We start from the raw sequence: 16233 nt of genomic DNA, 5'->3' as shown, positions 1-16233 counted from the left end.
TCAGAGGCGATCCAGTCCCGTTGCTCCTTTAATAGGTCGCCGGGGGATCGCTGGCGGGGAAGCTCTCGTCGCTGGCCTGATCGGCTTTGTCCCAATCTTTTGCCGTATCGTCACGCATCGCGTCAGGCCCAGCGTCTCGCACGGCAGTGTGGCGATTCGAGGGCTGGCCGCCGGCAAAGGCGGGGGCGGCCTGGTGGCCGGCGAAATTCTTCTGGTAGTACTGGTAACCGACGTAGCCGAGCGTACCGAGCGCGGCGAGTTTGAGCAGAGCCATAGGTGCCTCCTTCTTGCTGCGGTTAACGCGGCAAGGGCGGAGTCGTATCCCGCGAAAACGACTCTATTCGTCGCCCACCCGCTCGACCTGCGCGCCGACCAGCGCGAGCTTCTCTTCGAGCCGCTCGTAACCCCGGTCGAGGTGATAGAGCCGGCGCACTTCGGTCTGTCCTTCGGCGGCGAGGCCAGCGATTACCAGGCTCATTGAGGCGCGCAGGTCGGTCGCCATGACTTCGGCGCCGGTCAGCTTGCCGACCCCGTGGACGATCGCGGTGCGCCCGCTGGTCTCGATATGCGCGCCCATGCGGTTCAATTCGGGCACGTGCATGTAGCGGTTCTCGAAAATCGTCTCGTTGAGCACGCTGGTGCCCTCGGCGACGGTCAGCAGCGCCATGAGCTGCGCCTGCATGTCGGTCGCGAGCCCCGGATAGGGCGCGGTCGTCAGATTGACGGCCTGGAGCTTGCCATCGGCCGATACCCGCACGCCGCCCGCCTCGGCCTTCGCATGGACGCCGATGTTGCGCAGCGCGTGGATGGTCGAGGCCATTTCCTCGAAGCTGGCGCCCTGCAGCAGCACTTCGCCGCCCGTGATGGCGGCCGCGCAGGCGTAGGAGCCCGCCTCGATCCGGTCCGCCATCACCTTGTAGGTCGCGCCGTGCAGCCGCGGGACCCCATGGATGGTCAGGTCCGAGGTGCCGATCCCTTCGATCTGCGCGCCCATCGCCACCAGCAAGTTGCACAAGTCGACGATCTCGGGCTCGCGCGCGGCGTTGAACAGGCGGCAGGTCCCGCTCGCCAGCACCGCCGCCATCAGCGCGTTCTCGGTCGCGCCGACCGAGACCACGGGAAAATCGAACTCGCCGCCGGGCAGCCCGCCATCGGGCGCGTGCGCGGCGACATAGCCGGCTGCGATCTCGATCACCGCGCCGAACGCGGCGAGCGCCTTCAGGTGGAGGTCGATCGGACGGTTGCCGATCGCGCAGCCGCCGGGGAGCGAGACCTTGGCCTGCCCCATCCGCGCCAGCATCGGCCCGAGCACGAGAATCGAGGCGCGCATCTTGCGCACCAGGTCGTAGGGCGCGACGGTGCCGGTGATGCGGGTGGCCTCGAGCGTCATCACCCGGCCGAAGTCCTCGGGCCGCGAGCCCTGGATCACCGTCGTGACCCCGAACTGGTTCATCAGGTGCTGGAAGCCGTCGATATCGGCCAGGCGCGGCAGGTTGCGCAGCGTCAGCGGCTCGTCGGTCAGGAGCGCGCACGGAATCAGCGTCAGCGCGGCGTTCTTCGCGCCCGAGATCGGGATGGTGCCACGGAGGCGCTTGCCGCCCTCGACGATGATCTTGTCCATGGACGCGCACTAGCGCGAATCGGGCGTGCCGCAAGGTTGCGCACGGTCCCTCGGCTGCTATCGCCCGCACATGAGCCGCAAACGCATCCGCAAAGCCGTGTTTCCCGTCGCCGGCCTCGGCACCCGGTTCCTCCCCGCGACCAAGGCGATCCCCAAGGAGATGCTGCCGATCGTCGACCGGCCGCTGATCCAGTACGCAGTCGACGAGGCGCGCGAGGCGGGGATCGAGCAGATGATCTTCGTCACCGGCCGCGGCAAGAGCGCGATTGAGGACCACTTCGACATCGCCTTCGAGCTTGAGAAGACCATGGCGGAGCGCGGCAAGGACCTGTCGGTGCTCGGCCCGACCCGGCTCGGCCCCGGCAACTGCGCCTACGTCCGGCAGCAGGAGCCGCTCGGGCTCGGCCACGCAATCTGGTGCGCACGCGATATCATTGGCGACGAGCCGTTCGCGATATTCCTTCCTGACGAGCTGATGCACGGATCGCCGGGATGCATGGCGCAGATGGTCGCGGCCTATGAGGAGGTCGGCGGCAATCTCATCAGCGTGCTCGAAGTCCCGCGTGAGGAGGTGTCGAGCTACGGCGTGATCGCGCCCGGCGCCGCGGTCTCGGATACGCTGACCGAAGTCACCGGCCTGGTCGAGAAGCCCGCCGTCGAGGCTGCGCCGTCGAACAAGATCCTCTCGGGTCGCTACATCCTCCAGCCCGAGGTCATGCGCACGCTCGAGGCGCAGGAGAAGGGCGCGGGCGGCGAGATCCAGCTCACCGACGCAATGGCGAAGATGATCGGCACGCAGCCGTTCCACGCGGTCACCTTCGCCGGCCGCCGGTTCGACTGCGGCAGCAAGACAGGGTTCGTTGAGGCGACCCTCGCGCTGGCGCTCGAGCGGCCGGACATGGGCGCCGAAGTGCGCGCGATCGCGGAGCGGCTGCTGGCCCAGCCGTGATTCCCACTCCCGCATTCGTCGAAGCCATTGGCCTGACCGGGCACCAGGCGATCACGCTTGCGGTGCTGGTCGGCGTGGTCGGCGCGCTGATCCTCGACCGCTTTCGCGCCGACGTGGTTGCGCTGACCGGCGCGGCGGTGCTGCTGATGAGCGGCGCGGTGAAACCCTCGCAGGTGGAGGTCGCGTTCGCCTCGCCGGCGATCATCGCGCTCGCCGCGCTGTTCGTGATCGCCTACGCAATGGAGCGGTCGGGTCTGCTCGACCTCGCGATCCGCGGCGGGGTGTGGCTCGCGCGAAGGGCCGGCGCGACGGGCATCTGGGTGGTGATGAGCCTGTGCGGTGCCGTCTCGGCCTTTCTCAACAACACGCCCATCGTGGTGCTGGCTGCACCGGTCATCCGCGATGTGTCGACCAGCGTCGGCCTCGATCCCCGGCGCTACCTGATGCCGCTGTCCTATCTCACCGTTCTTGGCGGCTGTTGCACCTTGATCGGTACCTCGACCAACCTGCTAGTCAACGACATGGCGCGCGCCAGCGGCACAGCCAGCTTCACGATGTTCGAAATCGCCCCGGTCGGGCTGGCGGTGGCGCTCAGCGGTGCGGCATTCCTGTTCTTTGCGTCAGGACGGTTGATCCGCTTCGATCCGCAGCCAGCTGTGGACGGTGAGGGCGACACCCTGCACCCCGTTCCGGCGGTCCGCTCCGGAGCCATAGGCAATGCCGCGGTGTTCGCGCCCGAGCACCGCTTTCACCCGTGGAAGGCGCTTGCCTCGCTGAGCGTGTTCATTGCGGCCGTGACAGCGGCAACGCTCGGCGTCGCTCCGATCGCTGCCACGGCCTTCAGCGGCGCGGTGCTGTTGATCCTTATTCGGGTGATCGACGCTGACGAAGCCTACCGCGGGCTGCGCCCCGAAATTCTCATGCTGATCGCCGGGATGGTGGTGATCGGGGTCGCGATGGAGGAAACCGGCCTCGCCAATGCCGCGACCGAGCGGCTGGTGGGCGCGATCGGCCCGCTCGGCCCGCTGGTGGCGCTGGTGCTGTTCTATGGCGCGGCGCTGGTGCTGACCGAACTGCTGTCCAACGCGACGGTCGCGGTGCTGCTGACCCCGGTCGCGGTCAGCCTCGCGGAGGGGCTCGCGGTCAGTCCCAAGCCGTTCGTCGCCGCGGTGATGATCGCCGCCAGCGCGGCGTTCGCCACCCCATTCGGCTACCAGACCAATGCGCTGGTGTTCCAGCTGGGGAAGTACCGGTACATGGATTTCGTGCGGGTCGGCCTCCCGCTCGACCTCATTACCTGGGCGGCCGCGTGCATCGCGATTCCGGTGTTTTTCCCGTTTTAGTTCGCCTGCAGGCCCCACACCCAGGCGATCAGCGGGGTGCCGGCGATCAGGACCATCAGCGATAGCGGCAGGCCGAGCCGCCAGTAGTCGCCGAACCGGTAGCCGCCGGGTCCGCGCACGAGCGTGTTGCACTGGTGCCCGATGGGGGTGAGGAAATCGCTGCCGGCGCCCGTTGCGACCGCCATCAACACCGCGTCCGCCGATAGCCCGAGCCGCTGGGCCAGCGTCACTCCGATCGGGGCAAGCACCAATACTGTCGGCGCATTGTGCAGGAACGGCGCGGTGACCATCGCCGCGAGCATCATGCCGCCAACGATCAGCATCGGTGCCAAACCGTCCAGCATGCCAGCGAGCGCCTGGCCGATGACTGCCGTACCGCCGTTTGCTTGCACCGCGTGGCTCAAGGGCGTGAGCGCGCCGATCAGCACCAGCACTTCCGGCTCGAGCGAGGCGTAGGCTTCGCGCATAGTCAGTGAGCGGGTCGCGACCATCAGCACTGCCGCGGTGAAGAATCCCACCGCGACGGTCAGCACCTGCATCGCCACCAGCACGATCGCACCGATCAGGATCGCGGCGGGAAGATAGCGCTTGCGCGCGTCGCCGATGGTCACCGAACGCTCGGCGAGCGGCAGCAGGCCGAGGTCCTGCAGCGCCGGTGCCAGCACATGCTCGCTGGCCTGGATCAGCAGCAGGTCGCCGGCCTTGAGCTTCACTTCGGACAGTTGCTCGCGGATCCGCTCGCCGGCGCGCGCGATAGCCAGCAGCTTGATGCCGTAGATCTGCTGCAGGAACAGCGTGCGCGCGCTGCGGCCGCAGGCGCGCGAGTGCGCCTCGACCACCACTTCGACCCCGCGCAAGGGTTCGGCGACATCCTCGCGCTCGACCACCTCGTCTTCGCGCACGTGATCGAGCGGGGTGTCGGCGAAGAAGCTCCCCAGCGCCTGTTCCGCGCCTTCCAGCACCAGCTGCGTGCCCGGCTCCAGCCGCGCGTCGGGCAGCGGCGTGCGCTGCTTGCCGTCGGGTGCGATCAGCGACACCAACCTTACGCCGCGGGTTGCCAGCGCGAGGTCGGCAACGGTGGCGAGGCCCTCGGGCAGTTCGTCCGGCACCCGCGCCTCGCTCATGTAAAGCGTCTCGGCGGTGATCTCGGCCATGTCGACGCGCGGGTGGCGGTCCTTGGGGATCAGCCGCCAGCCCACGCTCACCACCAGCAGGCCGAGCGCGGTAAGCCCCAGGCCGACCGGCGCGAAATCGAACATTCGGAACGGCTCGCCCATTGTCTGCTGGCGCACTTCGCTGACGATGATGTTGGTCGAGGTGCCGACCAGCGTGACCAGCCCGCCGAGGAGCGACATGAACGCCATCGGCATCAGCAGCGCCGACGGAGAGCTGTCCTTGCCCCGCCCAAGCCGGATCGCGACCGGCATCAGCGTGGCGAGGGCGCCGACGTTCTTGGTCACCATCGCGAACAGCGCGGTGGCCCCGGCGAGCACCGGGACCTGGCTCGCCGGCCGCGTGAAGCGGGCCGCAAGTGGGCGCACAAGAGGTTCAACCACGCCCGACCGGCTGATCGCCGCGCTCACCACGAGAGCGGAAGCGATCACGATCACGACGTCGCTGGTGAACCCCTCGAACGCATCCTCCGGCTTGACGTCGCCGATCAGGACGGCCGCCAGCAGGACCATCAGCGAGACCAAGTCATAGCGGAAGCGGCCCCACACGAAGAGGACCATCGCGAGGCCGATCAGGCCGACCGAAACCAGCTGCTCCTGGTTCATCCGGCCGTCAGCCCGGCACGAACTATCGATCGCGCGGCGTCGCGCGCAGGAGCCCCCGATTGCATGAGCCTAAAAATGCATTGCGCGGCGCTTCGTGCCGGACTTGCCTTTTTATAGGTCGCGCGGTCCCTCGATGTCCGGATTACTCCGCCGGAGCCGCCTCTTCCGCTTTGCCCTTGCCGTTATGGGACCGCGGCGCATCGCGCTGATCGGCGACCAGCGTTTCGGCGCTCGCCGGGGCTCGCTCGCCGAGCGGCTCGACCCCCGCCGTCTCTGCCGCCGGGCCGTTGACCAGGCCCTGCAGCGAGCTGCCGTCGAGGCCTAGTTCCTTCATCAGCCCGTCGATCACTGGCGCCTGCGCCCGGTAGCTGAGTGCTGCGGCGACCGCGTCGCTCGCAAGATTGCCTGAGCCGCCGCCGACACCTGCACTGGCCGCACCGCCGCCCTTCTGCGTCAGGCCATCGACCTGGACGATCCTGATCGATTCGATCGCCTCGAGCGGCTTGGCGCTCTCGCGGACCAGTTCGGGCAGGACCTTGAGCAAGGCCAGCTTGGTCTGCAGGCTGATCTGATCCATCGACAGCAGGTTGGCCGCCTCGTTGACCGCGCGCTGGCCCGCCGCCTCGACTTCGAAGCGCACTCGGGCCGCCTCGGCACGCAGTTTTTCGGCTTCCGCAGCACCCTCGGCCTCGCGCCGAACGGCTTCCGCGCGATTGGACGCGGCGTCCTTTTCGGCTTCGGCGTCGACCTTGATTTTGATCGCATCGCGCTCGGCCAGTTTGCTGGCCTCGATCAGTTCGATCTTCTTGAGACGCTCGGCCACTTCGCTCTCGCGGCTGGTGACGACCTGCTCTTCGGCCGCCACGGCCTTGGCGCGCGCGGCATCGGCCTCGGCCTTGGCCTGGCTTTCCTCGCGGCTCTTGTTCTGGACCGCGATCTGCTGCTCCTGCCGGGCGATCTCGAGCGCGCGCTGCTGGTCGATCCGCGCTTCCTCGACCAGTCGGTCGGCCTCGATCTGCTGGGCGTCGACCTGCTTCTTGGCCTCGATCCGCGCGGCTTCCGCCTCGCGGTTGCGGGCGGCCTGCTCGCCGGCGATCTCGGCCGCCTGCGCGGCGCGACGCACCTCGACCTCACGCTCCTGCTCCAGGCGCGCGTATTCCTGGTCCCGCTTGATCTGGAAGCTGCGCTGGTCGGCTTCGAGGTTCTTGCTCTCGATCTGGACGCGGGTGTCCTGCTCGATGTCGTTGCGCAGCTTCTTGCGCGCCTCGATTTGCTCGGTCAGCTTGGTCAGGCCTTCGGCGTCGAAAGCGTTGTTGGCGTTGAAGTGCTCGATGCTGGTCTGGTCGAGCCCGGTCAGCGAGACCGATTCCAGCTCCAGCCCGTTCATCGCCAGATCGCTCGAGGAGACCTGCTGCACCTTCTGCACGAAGTCCGCCCGCTGCTCGTGCAGCTCGTTCATCGTCATGCCCGCCGCGACCGAGCGCAGCGCATCGACGAACTTGCCCTCGACCAGGTCCTTGAGCAGCTCTGGCTGCATCGTCCGCTGGCCGAGCGTCTGTGCGGCCATCGCGATCGATCCCGCGTCGGGCCGAACGCGGACGTAGAACTCCGCCTTCACGTCGATCCGCAGGCGGTCGAGCGTGATCAGCGCCTCGGTGTCGCGACGCACGACCGCGAGCACCAGCGTGTTCATGTTGACCGGCATCGTCTCGTTGAACACCGGCAGCACCAGCGCGCCGCCGTTCATCACGACCTTTTCCCCGCCCATGCCTGTGCGGACGAAGGCGGTTTCCTTGCTGGCGCGGCGATAGAGCCGGGTCAGGGTGACCAGGATGATGAGGACGACGAGGACGACGGCCCCAACCGGGATCGCCAGATCGATAAGCTGCTGCATGGAAAAACTGCCCCTTTGAAATCAGTTCGGCGACAGCAGGCGCTCGGCCAGCGCGGTCGCATAGAATGTGTTGCCCTCGCGGCGGACGAGGAGGATCTCCTCGCCGGCGATCAGCGCGGCGTCCGGCTCGTGCGGCTCGACCATCAGGTGGTGCGGGTGCCCGAAGCGGTCTCGCACTTGTGCGCGTGCCGGATAGCCGGCGCGCGCGGTGCCTTCGGTGATGTGCGCTCGGCGGCCGACCAGCGAGTCGATCTCGACCGCGCTGGTCTCGTCATGCGGCAGGATATGGCTGAGCGGCCGGACGATTGCGCCGGTCAGCGGCACCGTCGCCACGCCCGCGATGAGCGCGGCGAGCCAACGGTCGAGCGGATGGCCGGTGAGTGCGATCGCCAGTTCCTGCGTGCCGACGCCGACTCCGGCGAACAGGCCGAGGAACAGCGCGAGCCAGATCGTCAGCGGCACCCGGCCGAGCCCGAACAGGCTGACAAGCCCATCGGCGAGGTTCGGCGTATCGCCCGAATGAATGTCGAAATGGGGATGCCCCTCGCCGAACAGGTCGGCCAGGCCCAAGACCTGAACCAACGCCAGGATGGCCATGATCACAAGCGCGATCGCGAACGGCGCGTTGTAGACTTCGAGAATAGTCATCGACGGGCCGCGGTCCGTACCGGGCGGCCGGTCATCCTTCCCTGTTGCATGGCCAATTGGTAGCAGAGGCAACTATCGCGCGGTAGCGGATTCGGTCCCTCCGCGGGTGATTTTCGCGCTGCTTAGCCCGGTGTGATCCTGAGCGGCAGCGTCTTGAGCCCGCCGACGAAAGTCGAGTTCGAGCGCTTGGCTTCGCCCGCCAGTTCGACCGCATCGATTCGGTCGAGCAGTTCCTCGAACAGGATGCGCATCTCCAGCCTGGCGAGGTGGAGGCCGAGGCACTGGTGCGCGCCCGCGCCGAACGCGAGGTGGCGATTCGGACTCCGCGCCGCATCGAACTTGCGCGGGTTATCGAACTGCGCCGGATCATGATTGGCGGCGACGTAGTTGATCATCAGCCAGTCGCCCTTGGCGATCTTCTGCCCGCCCACTTCGGTATCCTCGGCCGCGGTGCGCATGAAGTGTTGCACCGGGCTGGTCCAGCGGATCGCTTCCTCGACGATCCCGGCGAGCAGCGAGCGGTCGGCCTTGACCCGAGCCCATTGCTCGGGATCCTGCGCCAGCGCCAGCATCGCCCCGGCGGTCGAGGCGCTGGTGGTGTCATGCCCGGCGGCGGCGACGATGATGTAGTAGCCCATCATGTCGCGGTCATTGAGAGGCTCGCCGTCGACGGTGGCGTTGGCGATCGTGCTGGCGACATCGCCGGTCGGATTGGCCCGCTTCTCGGCGGTCAGCTTGGCGAAGTAGGCCTCGAAGTCCTTCACCGCCCCGGCGACGATCTGCAGCACCACTTCGGGCGGCAGGTCTTTCATCCCCGACTGGTTCAAGTCCTCGTCCTGCCCGCCGAACATCTGCTGGGTGAGCATGAGCATGCGCTGCTCGTCTTTCTCGGGCACGCCGAGGATCTGCATGACCACGTGTAGCGGGTAAGGCGCCGCGACGGCCTTGCTGAAGTCGACGACCCCGCCGTTTTCTCCCGCCGCCGCCAGCAGCCGGTCGACCGCGGCCTTGGCGATCCCGCGCACCTCACCCTCGATCGTGCGCAGGTTCTTGGGCATGAACCATTCCTGGGTCAGCTTGCGGTACTTCATGTGGATCGGCGCGTCGAAGGTGACGAGGCTCGCCACCATGTGCTCCGTCCCGCCCGAGTACGCCTTGGCGAACTCGATCCCGTCGTTAGTGCTGAACACCACCGTGCGCGGGTTGTTGAGGAAGGTCGCGTTGTCCTTCGAGATGCGCATCACGTCGTCGTAGCGGGTCACTAGCCAGAATGGCGGATGCAGCGCCTCGGGCCGCTCGATCCGCGCGACCGGCATGTGTTCGCGCAGCCAGTCGAAGGTGTCGAGCAGGTGGTCCCACTCGGCGTAGGCCTTGGGGTCGATCACCTCCCAGGCAATGTCGGCCGGGGCGACGTTCTCTTTGGCTAGAGTGGCCATGCTTTATGCCTCCTCGGTCGCGCGCTGGCGGTACTCGTCCTTGAGCTTGCGCTTGTAGAGCTTGCCGTTCGCCTCGCGCGGAAGCTCGGCCCGGAAGTCGATCTCGCGCGGCAGCTTCAGACGGGCGAGCTTGGTGCCGAGGTAGTCGAGCAGCTCGGCCTTCAGGCTCTCGCCCGCGGCGCCCATGTCGGCCGGCTGGACCACCGCGACCACGCGTTCGCCCATGTCGGGATCGGGCGCGCCGATCACCGCGGCGTCGGTCACCTTGGGATGGGTGATGAGGAGGTTCTCGACCTCCTGCGGGTAGATGTTGACCCCGCCCGAAATGATCATGTTGCTGCGCCGGTCGGTCAGGTAAAGGAAGCCGTCCTCGTCCAGCTTGCCGATGTCGCCCAGCGTGGTCCAACCCCGGGCGTGCGTCGCCTCTGCGGTCTTTTCGGGGTCGTTGTGGTAGGCGAACTGGGTCTCGTTATCGAAGAATACCACGCCCTCTTCGCCCAGCGGCACTTCGTTGCCGTCGGCATCGCAGATGTGCGGCGTGCCCATGATCGGCTTGCCGACCGATCCGGGGTGATCGAGCCACTGCTGCGAGGTCGCAAAGGTCATGCCGTTGCCTTCCGAGCCCGCATAGTATTCGAGCAGGATCGGCCCCCACCAGTCGATCATCGCATGCTTGACGTCGACCGGGCACGGCGCTGCCGCGTGGATCGCGCGCTTATGGGTCGAGAGATCGTAGCGGCTCCGCGCATCCTCCGGAAGCTTGAGCATGCGGACGAAGTGCGTCGGCACCCACTGGCTGTCGGTGACCTTGTACTTCTCGATCGCCTGCAGCGCCGCCTCGGCGTCGAACTTTTCCATAATCACGACCGTGCCACCAAGCGCGTGCGCGGTCATCGTCCAGCGAAACGGCGCGGCATGGTAGAGCGGGCCGGGCGAGAGGTAGACGACGCTGCCGTCGGTCGGCCAGCCGAACGCGTGCGCGGCGAGCATCAGCAGCGGCGAGACCGCCATATGATCGGGATCGGGCGGGGTCGCGGGCTTGATGCCCTTAGGACGCCCGGTGGTGCCCGAGCTGTAGAGCATCGCCAGGCCCACGCTCTGGTCGGCGAGCGGCGCGGCCGGCATCGCCGCGATCGCCGCAGACGCATCGGGCGTGCCTTCGAACACCAGTTGCTCGACCTCGGGGGCAAGCGCCTTCAGTTCTTCCAGACGAGGCGTAAAATAGGACGAGCTGATCAGCAGCTTCGCGCCGCTGTCCTGCAGGATGTAGGCCACCTCATCAGCGGTAAGGTGGGTCGAGATCGGCACCAGCACGGTGCCCGCGCGCTGGTTGCCCCACGCGATCTCGAGGTATTCGACCCGGTTCTCCAGCCACAGGCCCACGGTGTCGCCGGGGCCGATGCCATGTGCGCGGAACAGTTGCGCCACGCGGTTGGCGGCGTCTTCCATCTCGCCGAAGGTGACCGTCTGTCCGCTGGCCGCCATGATGATCGCCGGATGGTCGGGCCGGGTATTCGCGTGAGTCGTCGGATGCATTCTCTTCTCCCGGCTGGGGAGACTAGTTTCGTATCGCAACCGGGCAAGCGAAAAGGGCGACCGGTTTGTCACCGATCGCCCTTATCCGAGCACCCTCTCCCTGAGTGTCGGAGCCTGCCGTGGCAGGCCTATGTCGCTTCGAATTACTTGGCCGCGAGCACCGCTCCGCCGCTGGCGCGAGTTTCAGCCATGTACGGGATCGGGTTGACCGCTTCGCCGCCGACGCGGACTTCGTAATGCAGGTGCGGGCCGGTCGAACGGCCGGTGGTGCCGACGTAGCCGATGATCTCGCCCTTGCGGACGTGCTGGCCGGCGGCAACTGCCAGGCGGCTCATGTGAGCGTAGCGGGTTTCGAGGTCGCTGCCGTGCTCGATTGCGACGTAGAGGCCGTAGCTCGAGAACCAGTCGGCGCGCTCGACGGTGCCGTCGGCGGTCGCATAGACCGGGGTGCCGGTCGGCGCGGCGAGGTCAATGCCCTTGTGCGCCTTCATGCCGCCGAGCACCGGGTGTTCGCGCATGCCGTAGCTGCTGGTGGTGGTCGAAGCGGCGAGCGGGGCCCGCGACGGGATCGACACGCCCATGGTCGGCGCGACCGGAGTGGAAACGCTGGTGACCGGACCGCCGTTGTCGAGCGATTGCCAGGTCGAGAAGAGCTGCTTGAACTGCTCGTCCGGGCCCGAGATGCCCGAAGCCTTGGCATCGCGCACCGGAGCGGCGATGTCGGCCGAAGCGGCGCTGGCGTTGGCGAAAGCAGGCGCGGTGCCCATCGAGAAGAACGCACCGAATGCCGCGAGTGCAGCTACGACCCGGCGCTGGATAAGGCTTGCGACCAAAATACCCGTCCTTTGTTTCGCGGCGCCCCCCGGCACCGCTGCGAACCCACGTGCAGATCGCCGAAGCGGCCTGCGCGAACATTATTTTGAGATGGTCGGAACCCCCCGCCGTCTCGTGGATTGTGGGTTAACCGGGCAAATGTTTAACAAGCAAGTGCACCGCAGGCACTGAGCGATAAACCGGCTGCAACACGCGCTGAGTCGTTGAACGGAGGCTTCAGACCCCCGCGAAAATGCCTGCGCACCAGCGAAATCCATAGGTTTTCGGCGTCTTCGCGGCGGATTCGCGCGCAGACGTTAAAGTGCTTGGCGCCCACCGCGACGTGGCGAATTTCATCGTCAAGGATTCGTTCGAGGATGCGCGCGCCGCTTTCATCGCCTTGCGTGCGTGCGCGCACGATCGTCGCCGGCGTCACGTCGAGCCCACGCGCTTCCAGTACCATCGGCACTATGGCGAGCCGCGCGGCGACATCGTGCGCGGTCTCCTCGGCCGCTTCCCACAGGCCGTCATGCGCGGGCAGCGCCCCGTATCCGCTGCCGAGCGAGACGAGGTGCCGGTCGAGCAAGGCGAAGTGCATCGCCTCGTCCGCGGCGACGGCGAGGAAGTCCGACACGAACTCCCGTCCCATCTCCGCGCCAAACCGGCCTGCAATATCGAGCGCCAAGTCGATCGCGACGAATTCGATGTGCGCGAGTGCGTGCCATAGCGCGATGCGGCCCCGCTCCGACCCGCCCTTGCCGCGTTTCGGCATCTGGTTGGGCGGGAGTAGTTCAGGGCGATCGGGACGCGCCGGACGATCGGGCATGGCCGCGTCGAACACGAAGTCCAGCCGCCCGAGCCGCCAGTCGCGCGCGACCTTGCGCGCCGCCATGGCCTTCGCATGCGGATCGGCAGTGAGCAGAGCGCCGACGATCGCGCCGCCGACCGAGGGCAGGCCGGTCACAACGCCTTCGCGGCCTCCAGCACTTCGGCGGCGTGGCCATTGACCTTCACCTTGTCCCACACGCGCGCGATCCGCCCCTCCGCATCGAGCAGGTAGGTGGTGCGGACCATGCCGATGAACTTTTTCCCGTAGAGCTGCTTCTCGGTCCAGATGCCGAGCGCGTCGCTGAGCCCGCCCTCGGCGGCGTCGGTCGCGAGCGGCACGGTCAGCGCGTGCTTGGCGATGAAGCCCTGGTGCTTCTTGGGCGGATCCTTCGACACCCCGAGCAGCGCGACGCCGGCCTTGGCAAAATCATCCGCGAGCGCGGTGAAGTCTTTCGCCTCGGTCGTGCAGCCGGGCGTGTTGTCCTTGGGGTAGAACCAGATCACCGCGGGTCTGCCGCGCAGGTCCGATGGCCGCAGGCTGCCGCCGTCGGGCGTTTCCATGGCAATGTCGGGCATCGGATCGCCCACGGCGGGTTTGCTCATGCGTCAGGTCTCCAGCGGCTGGCCGAACGAATCGGCCCAGGCTTCGGCGACTTCCTGCCGCGCGGAGTCGAAGGCTTGCAATAGCGCGGGCATGTCCGCGTGACCGCAGGCCTCGGCCAAGGCGGCAGCTGCGGCCGGGGCAGGCTCTTCGAGCTCGGGCGCCAGCAAGCGGCTGGCGATGAGCAGCCGAGTCATCAGCCGCAGCGCATCGAGCAAGTGCGGCGACAGCAGGCCTGCTTCGGCAAGCGCCGCGAGTGCGCGCTCCAGATCGGGGTCGAAGCCCTGGCGTTCGCGCAGCTGGACGAAGTGGATCAGGAACTCGAGATCGACCAACCCACCGCGCAGCAGCTTGGCGTCGAGCGGCCCGCGCGGCGGCTTATGCGCCGCCATCTCGCCGCGCATCTTGAGCACGTCGGCCTTTAGCGTCTCGGGGTCGCGCGGACGGGCGAGCACGTCGGCGATAATGTCCTGAAGTTCCGCGCGCGCCGAGGGTGAGCCGGTCAGCGGCCGCGCGCGGGTGAGCGCCATGTGCTCCCAGGTCCACGCATCCTCCTGCTGGTAGCGGGCGAAGCTCGCGAAGCTGACTGCGAGCGGGCCTTGCGCGCCTTGCGGCCGCAGCCGGGTATCGACTTCATACAGCGCGCCCTCGGCAGTCGGCACGCTGAGCCCGGCCGTGACCCGCTGCGCGAGGCGGTTGAAGTAGTGAGTCACGCCGAGCGGGCGCCGGCCATCAGACTCGCCGGTGAACTCGCCAGTGAACAGGTAGATGAGGTCGAGATCGGAGGCATGGGTCAGCGTCCCGCCGCCGAGCCGCCCAAGCCCCAGCACCACGAGCTCGCCCCCGGGAACGCGGCCATGCGCCTGCTCGAACTCGGCGACCGCTGCGTGCTGCACGGTATCGAGCGCCGCCTCGGCTGTCCGCGACAGCGCCGCGCCGATCGCCAGCGGATCGTGGACCGCCGCGATGGTCTGCAGGCCGAGCGCGAAGCGCAGCTCGCCCGTCACGCGGCGAATGCGGTCGAGTCGGTTCTCGTAGTCGTCGCGGTCTTCTCCAAGCGCCATGCGCGCCGCGATCTCCTCGACCGCGCCCGGCAGATCGAGCGCCCGGCGGTCGATCAGCGTGTCGAGCAGCTCCGGCCGGCGCCCGAGCTCGTCGGCCAGCGTCGGGGCCAGCACGAGGATGCGAACCAATTGGTCGAGCAACGCAGGACGTTTGTTGAGCAGGTTGAACAGATTGATCGCGCTCGGGCTGGCGGCGAGCACGCGCTCCCACCGGTTGAGCGCCTGCGCCGGCTCGGGCGCGGCGGCAAGCCGTTCGAGTAAAGCGGGCAGCAAGCTTTCAAACGCCTCGCGCGCGGCTTCCGAGCGCAGCGCGCGGATGCGGCCGTCGCTCCAGCCGGCGATCTGTTCTGCAATCCGCTCCGCCTCGCCGAAACCGAGATTCTGCAGGCGCGCCGCCAAGGCGTCGCCGCGCACCGGGATGGCGGTCTTCGTATCCTCAGCCTCGATCAGGGTATCGTAGCGGCGGGCCACTGTGTCGGTCACGCGCGCCACCTCGGCAACCAGCGCCGCGCCGTCGGGCAGCCCTTCGAGCCGGGCGACATTGTCCAGCTCCTCGCCCGCGGGCAGCACATGGGTCTGCCGGTCGCCGACCATCTGCAGCCTGTGTTCGAGCGTGCGCAGGCGGTCATAGGCGTCGCCCAGCGCGCTCGCATCTTCGATCGAAACGATACTTGACGCAGCTAGGGCATCGAGCGCCGCCCGCGTGCCACGCACCCGCAGCGACAGGTCGCGCCCGCCGTGGATGAGCTGGTGGGTTTGCGCGAAGAACTCGACCTCGCGGATGCCGCCGCGCCCGAGCTTGAGGTTGAACCCCGGCCCCGGCACGCGCGGCCCAGCGTGGCTGGCACGAATGCGCGCGGTGAGGCGCCGGATCTCGCCGATTGCGCCGAAGTCGAGGCTACGGCGCCACACGAACGGTCGGATCGCAGCGAGGAAGCGCTCGCCCGCTTCCACGTCGCCCGCCGCCGCCCGGGCGCGGATAAAGGCCGCCCGCTCCCACGCCAGTGCCGAGCTTTCGTAGTGCGTCAGCGCGCCATCGACCGGGATCGCCAGCGGGCTGACCTCGGAAGCGGGGCGCAGCCGCAGGTCGACGCGGAACACGTACCCGTCGGCGGTCACCTCGCTGAGCAGCCGCACAATTTCGCGCGCGTACCTGTTCGCGGCTTCGGCGGGTTCGTCGCGCTCGCGGCGCGGGAGGATGGCTGGATCGTAGAGCAGGATCGGGTCGATATCGGAGCTGTAGTTAAGCTCGCCCGCGCCATGTTTGCCAAGCGCAAGCGCGATCATTCCGGCGCTCTCAGCCCCCGGCACGCGCTGAGCGATCGCCGCCCGGATCGCGGCGTCGAGCGAGCGGTCGGCCAGCGCCGAAAGCTCCGCGGTCACCTGCGCGAGCGGAAAGGCACCCGCCAGATCGCCCACAGCCAGCGCAGCGGAATATGCCAGCCGCTCGCGCCGCAGCGCTTTGCCGACATCGTCGATACCTTCGCCGGCAGCGCGCGACCAGGCGAGCGCGGCGTCACCATCGCCCGCCGCGAGCAGCTCCGCCAATTCGGGCAGGCGGTCGAGCGCGTGCGCAAGAAACGGAGCATGTCCCCGCGCGCGCTTGAACGCTTCATACCAGTCGGCCGCCATCGCCCGAGTAACAAGCCGATGCGCCGCCGCAGCGCAAGCCGCAGCCGGGTTGTGCGCCGGTCGAGCGCGTGGCAGGGCCGACGCGTTCTT

General features: G+C 67.9%; 13 protein-coding genes. 2 read left to right on the top strand and 11 right to left on the bottom strand.

What is annotated here, in order from left to right; genetic code table 11:
• Nucleotides 1–28: 28 nt before the first annotated feature.
• Both ELY12_RS07300 and murA read right to left on the bottom strand, forming a co-directional pair.
• A complete protein-coding gene (locus ELY12_RS07300; protein WP_126176045.1) occupies nucleotides 29–274 on the bottom strand; it encodes a hypothetical protein in 246 nt (81 codons plus the stop codon).
• A 63-nt stretch (nucleotides 275–337) separates the two neighbouring features.
• The gene (murA, locus tag ELY12_RS07295; protein ID WP_126176044.1) at nucleotides 338–1621 is read right to left on the bottom strand and encodes a UDP-N-acetylglucosamine 1-carboxyvinyltransferase; all 1284 of its coding nucleotides are present in this window, start codon (nucleotides 1619–1621) and stop codon (nucleotides 338–340) included.
• A gap of 70 nt (nucleotides 1622–1691) precedes the next feature.
• Here murA and galU point away from each other — a divergent pair, with 70 nt between their 5' ends.
• Both galU and ELY12_RS07285 read left to right on the top strand, forming a co-directional pair.
• Nucleotides 1692–2570, top strand: a complete 879-nt coding sequence (gene galU / locus ELY12_RS07290; RefSeq protein ID WP_126176043.1) for a UTP--glucose-1-phosphate uridylyltransferase GalU — start codon at nucleotides 1692–1694, stop codon at nucleotides 2568–2570.
• Between the two features lie 32 nt (nucleotides 2571–2602).
• Nucleotides 2603–3913, top strand: coding sequence for an SLC13 family permease (locus tag ELY12_RS07285; RefSeq protein WP_126176125.1), 1311 nt, complete (start codon nucleotides 2603–2605; stop codon nucleotides 3911–3913).
• Here ELY12_RS07285 and ELY12_RS07280 read toward each other — a convergent pair.
• From ELY12_RS07280 to ELY12_RS07240, 9 genes are all read right to left on the bottom strand, one after another.
• Nucleotides 3910–5691: an SLC13 family permease gene (locus tag ELY12_RS07280; protein WP_126176042.1), complete on the bottom strand. Its 1782-nt coding sequence runs from the start codon at nucleotides 5689–5691 to the stop codon at nucleotides 3910–3912. The two genes, ELY12_RS07285 and ELY12_RS07280, sit on opposite strands and share 4 nt — an antisense overlap.
• 142 nt (nucleotides 5692–5833) lie before the next feature.
• Nucleotides 5834–7585: a flotillin family protein gene (locus tag ELY12_RS07275; RefSeq protein WP_126176041.1), complete on the bottom strand. Its 1752-nt coding sequence runs from the start codon at nucleotides 7583–7585 to the stop codon at nucleotides 5834–5836.
• Nucleotides 7586–7606: 21 nt separating this feature from the next.
• On the bottom strand, nucleotides 7607–8233 hold the full coding sequence (locus tag ELY12_RS07270) for a YqiJ family protein (RefSeq protein WP_126176040.1): 627 nt from the start codon (nucleotides 8231–8233) through the stop codon (nucleotides 7607–7609).
• A gap of 122 nt (nucleotides 8234–8355) precedes the next feature.
• Nucleotides 8356–9669, bottom strand: coding sequence for a cytochrome P450 (locus tag ELY12_RS07265; protein ID WP_126176039.1), 1314 nt, complete (start codon nucleotides 9667–9669; stop codon nucleotides 8356–8358).
• Nucleotides 9670–9672: 3 nt separating this feature from the next.
• Nucleotides 9673–11205, bottom strand: coding sequence for an acyl-CoA synthetase (locus tag ELY12_RS07260; RefSeq protein ID WP_126176038.1), 1533 nt, complete (start codon nucleotides 11203–11205; stop codon nucleotides 9673–9675).
• A 143-nt stretch (nucleotides 11206–11348) separates the two neighbouring features.
• On the bottom strand, nucleotides 11349–11972 hold the full coding sequence (locus ELY12_RS07255; RefSeq protein WP_126176124.1) for a M23 family metallopeptidase: 624 nt from the start codon (nucleotides 11970–11972) through the stop codon (nucleotides 11349–11351).
• 209 nt (nucleotides 11973–12181) lie between these two features.
• Entirely contained in the window at nucleotides 12182–12973 is a 792-nt protein-coding gene (locus tag ELY12_RS07250) for a ferritin-like domain-containing protein (RefSeq protein WP_126176123.1), read from the bottom strand.
• Between the two features lie 5 nt (nucleotides 12974–12978).
• Nucleotides 12979–13449 (bottom strand): peroxiredoxin, encoded by a 471-nt coding sequence (locus tag ELY12_RS07245; RefSeq protein WP_126176037.1) that lies wholly within the window; start codon nucleotides 13447–13449, stop codon nucleotides 12979–12981.
• A 3-nt stretch (nucleotides 13450–13452) separates the two neighbouring features.
• Nucleotides 13453–16143, bottom strand: coding sequence for a bifunctional [glutamine synthetase] adenylyltransferase/[glutamine synthetase]-adenylyl-L-tyrosine phosphorylase (locus tag ELY12_RS07240; RefSeq protein ID WP_126176036.1), 2691 nt, complete (start codon nucleotides 16141–16143; stop codon nucleotides 13453–13455).
• Nucleotides 16144–16233 lie beyond the last annotated feature (90 nt).

It is taken from the genome of Tsuneonella rigui (genome assembly GCF_003958625.1).
Taxonomy (GTDB): domain Bacteria; phylum Pseudomonadota; class Alphaproteobacteria; order Sphingomonadales; family Sphingomonadaceae; genus Tsuneonella; species Tsuneonella rigui.
Note: the sequence above shows the minus strand (reverse complement) of the source record. Positions and strands in the feature narration are given on the sequence as shown.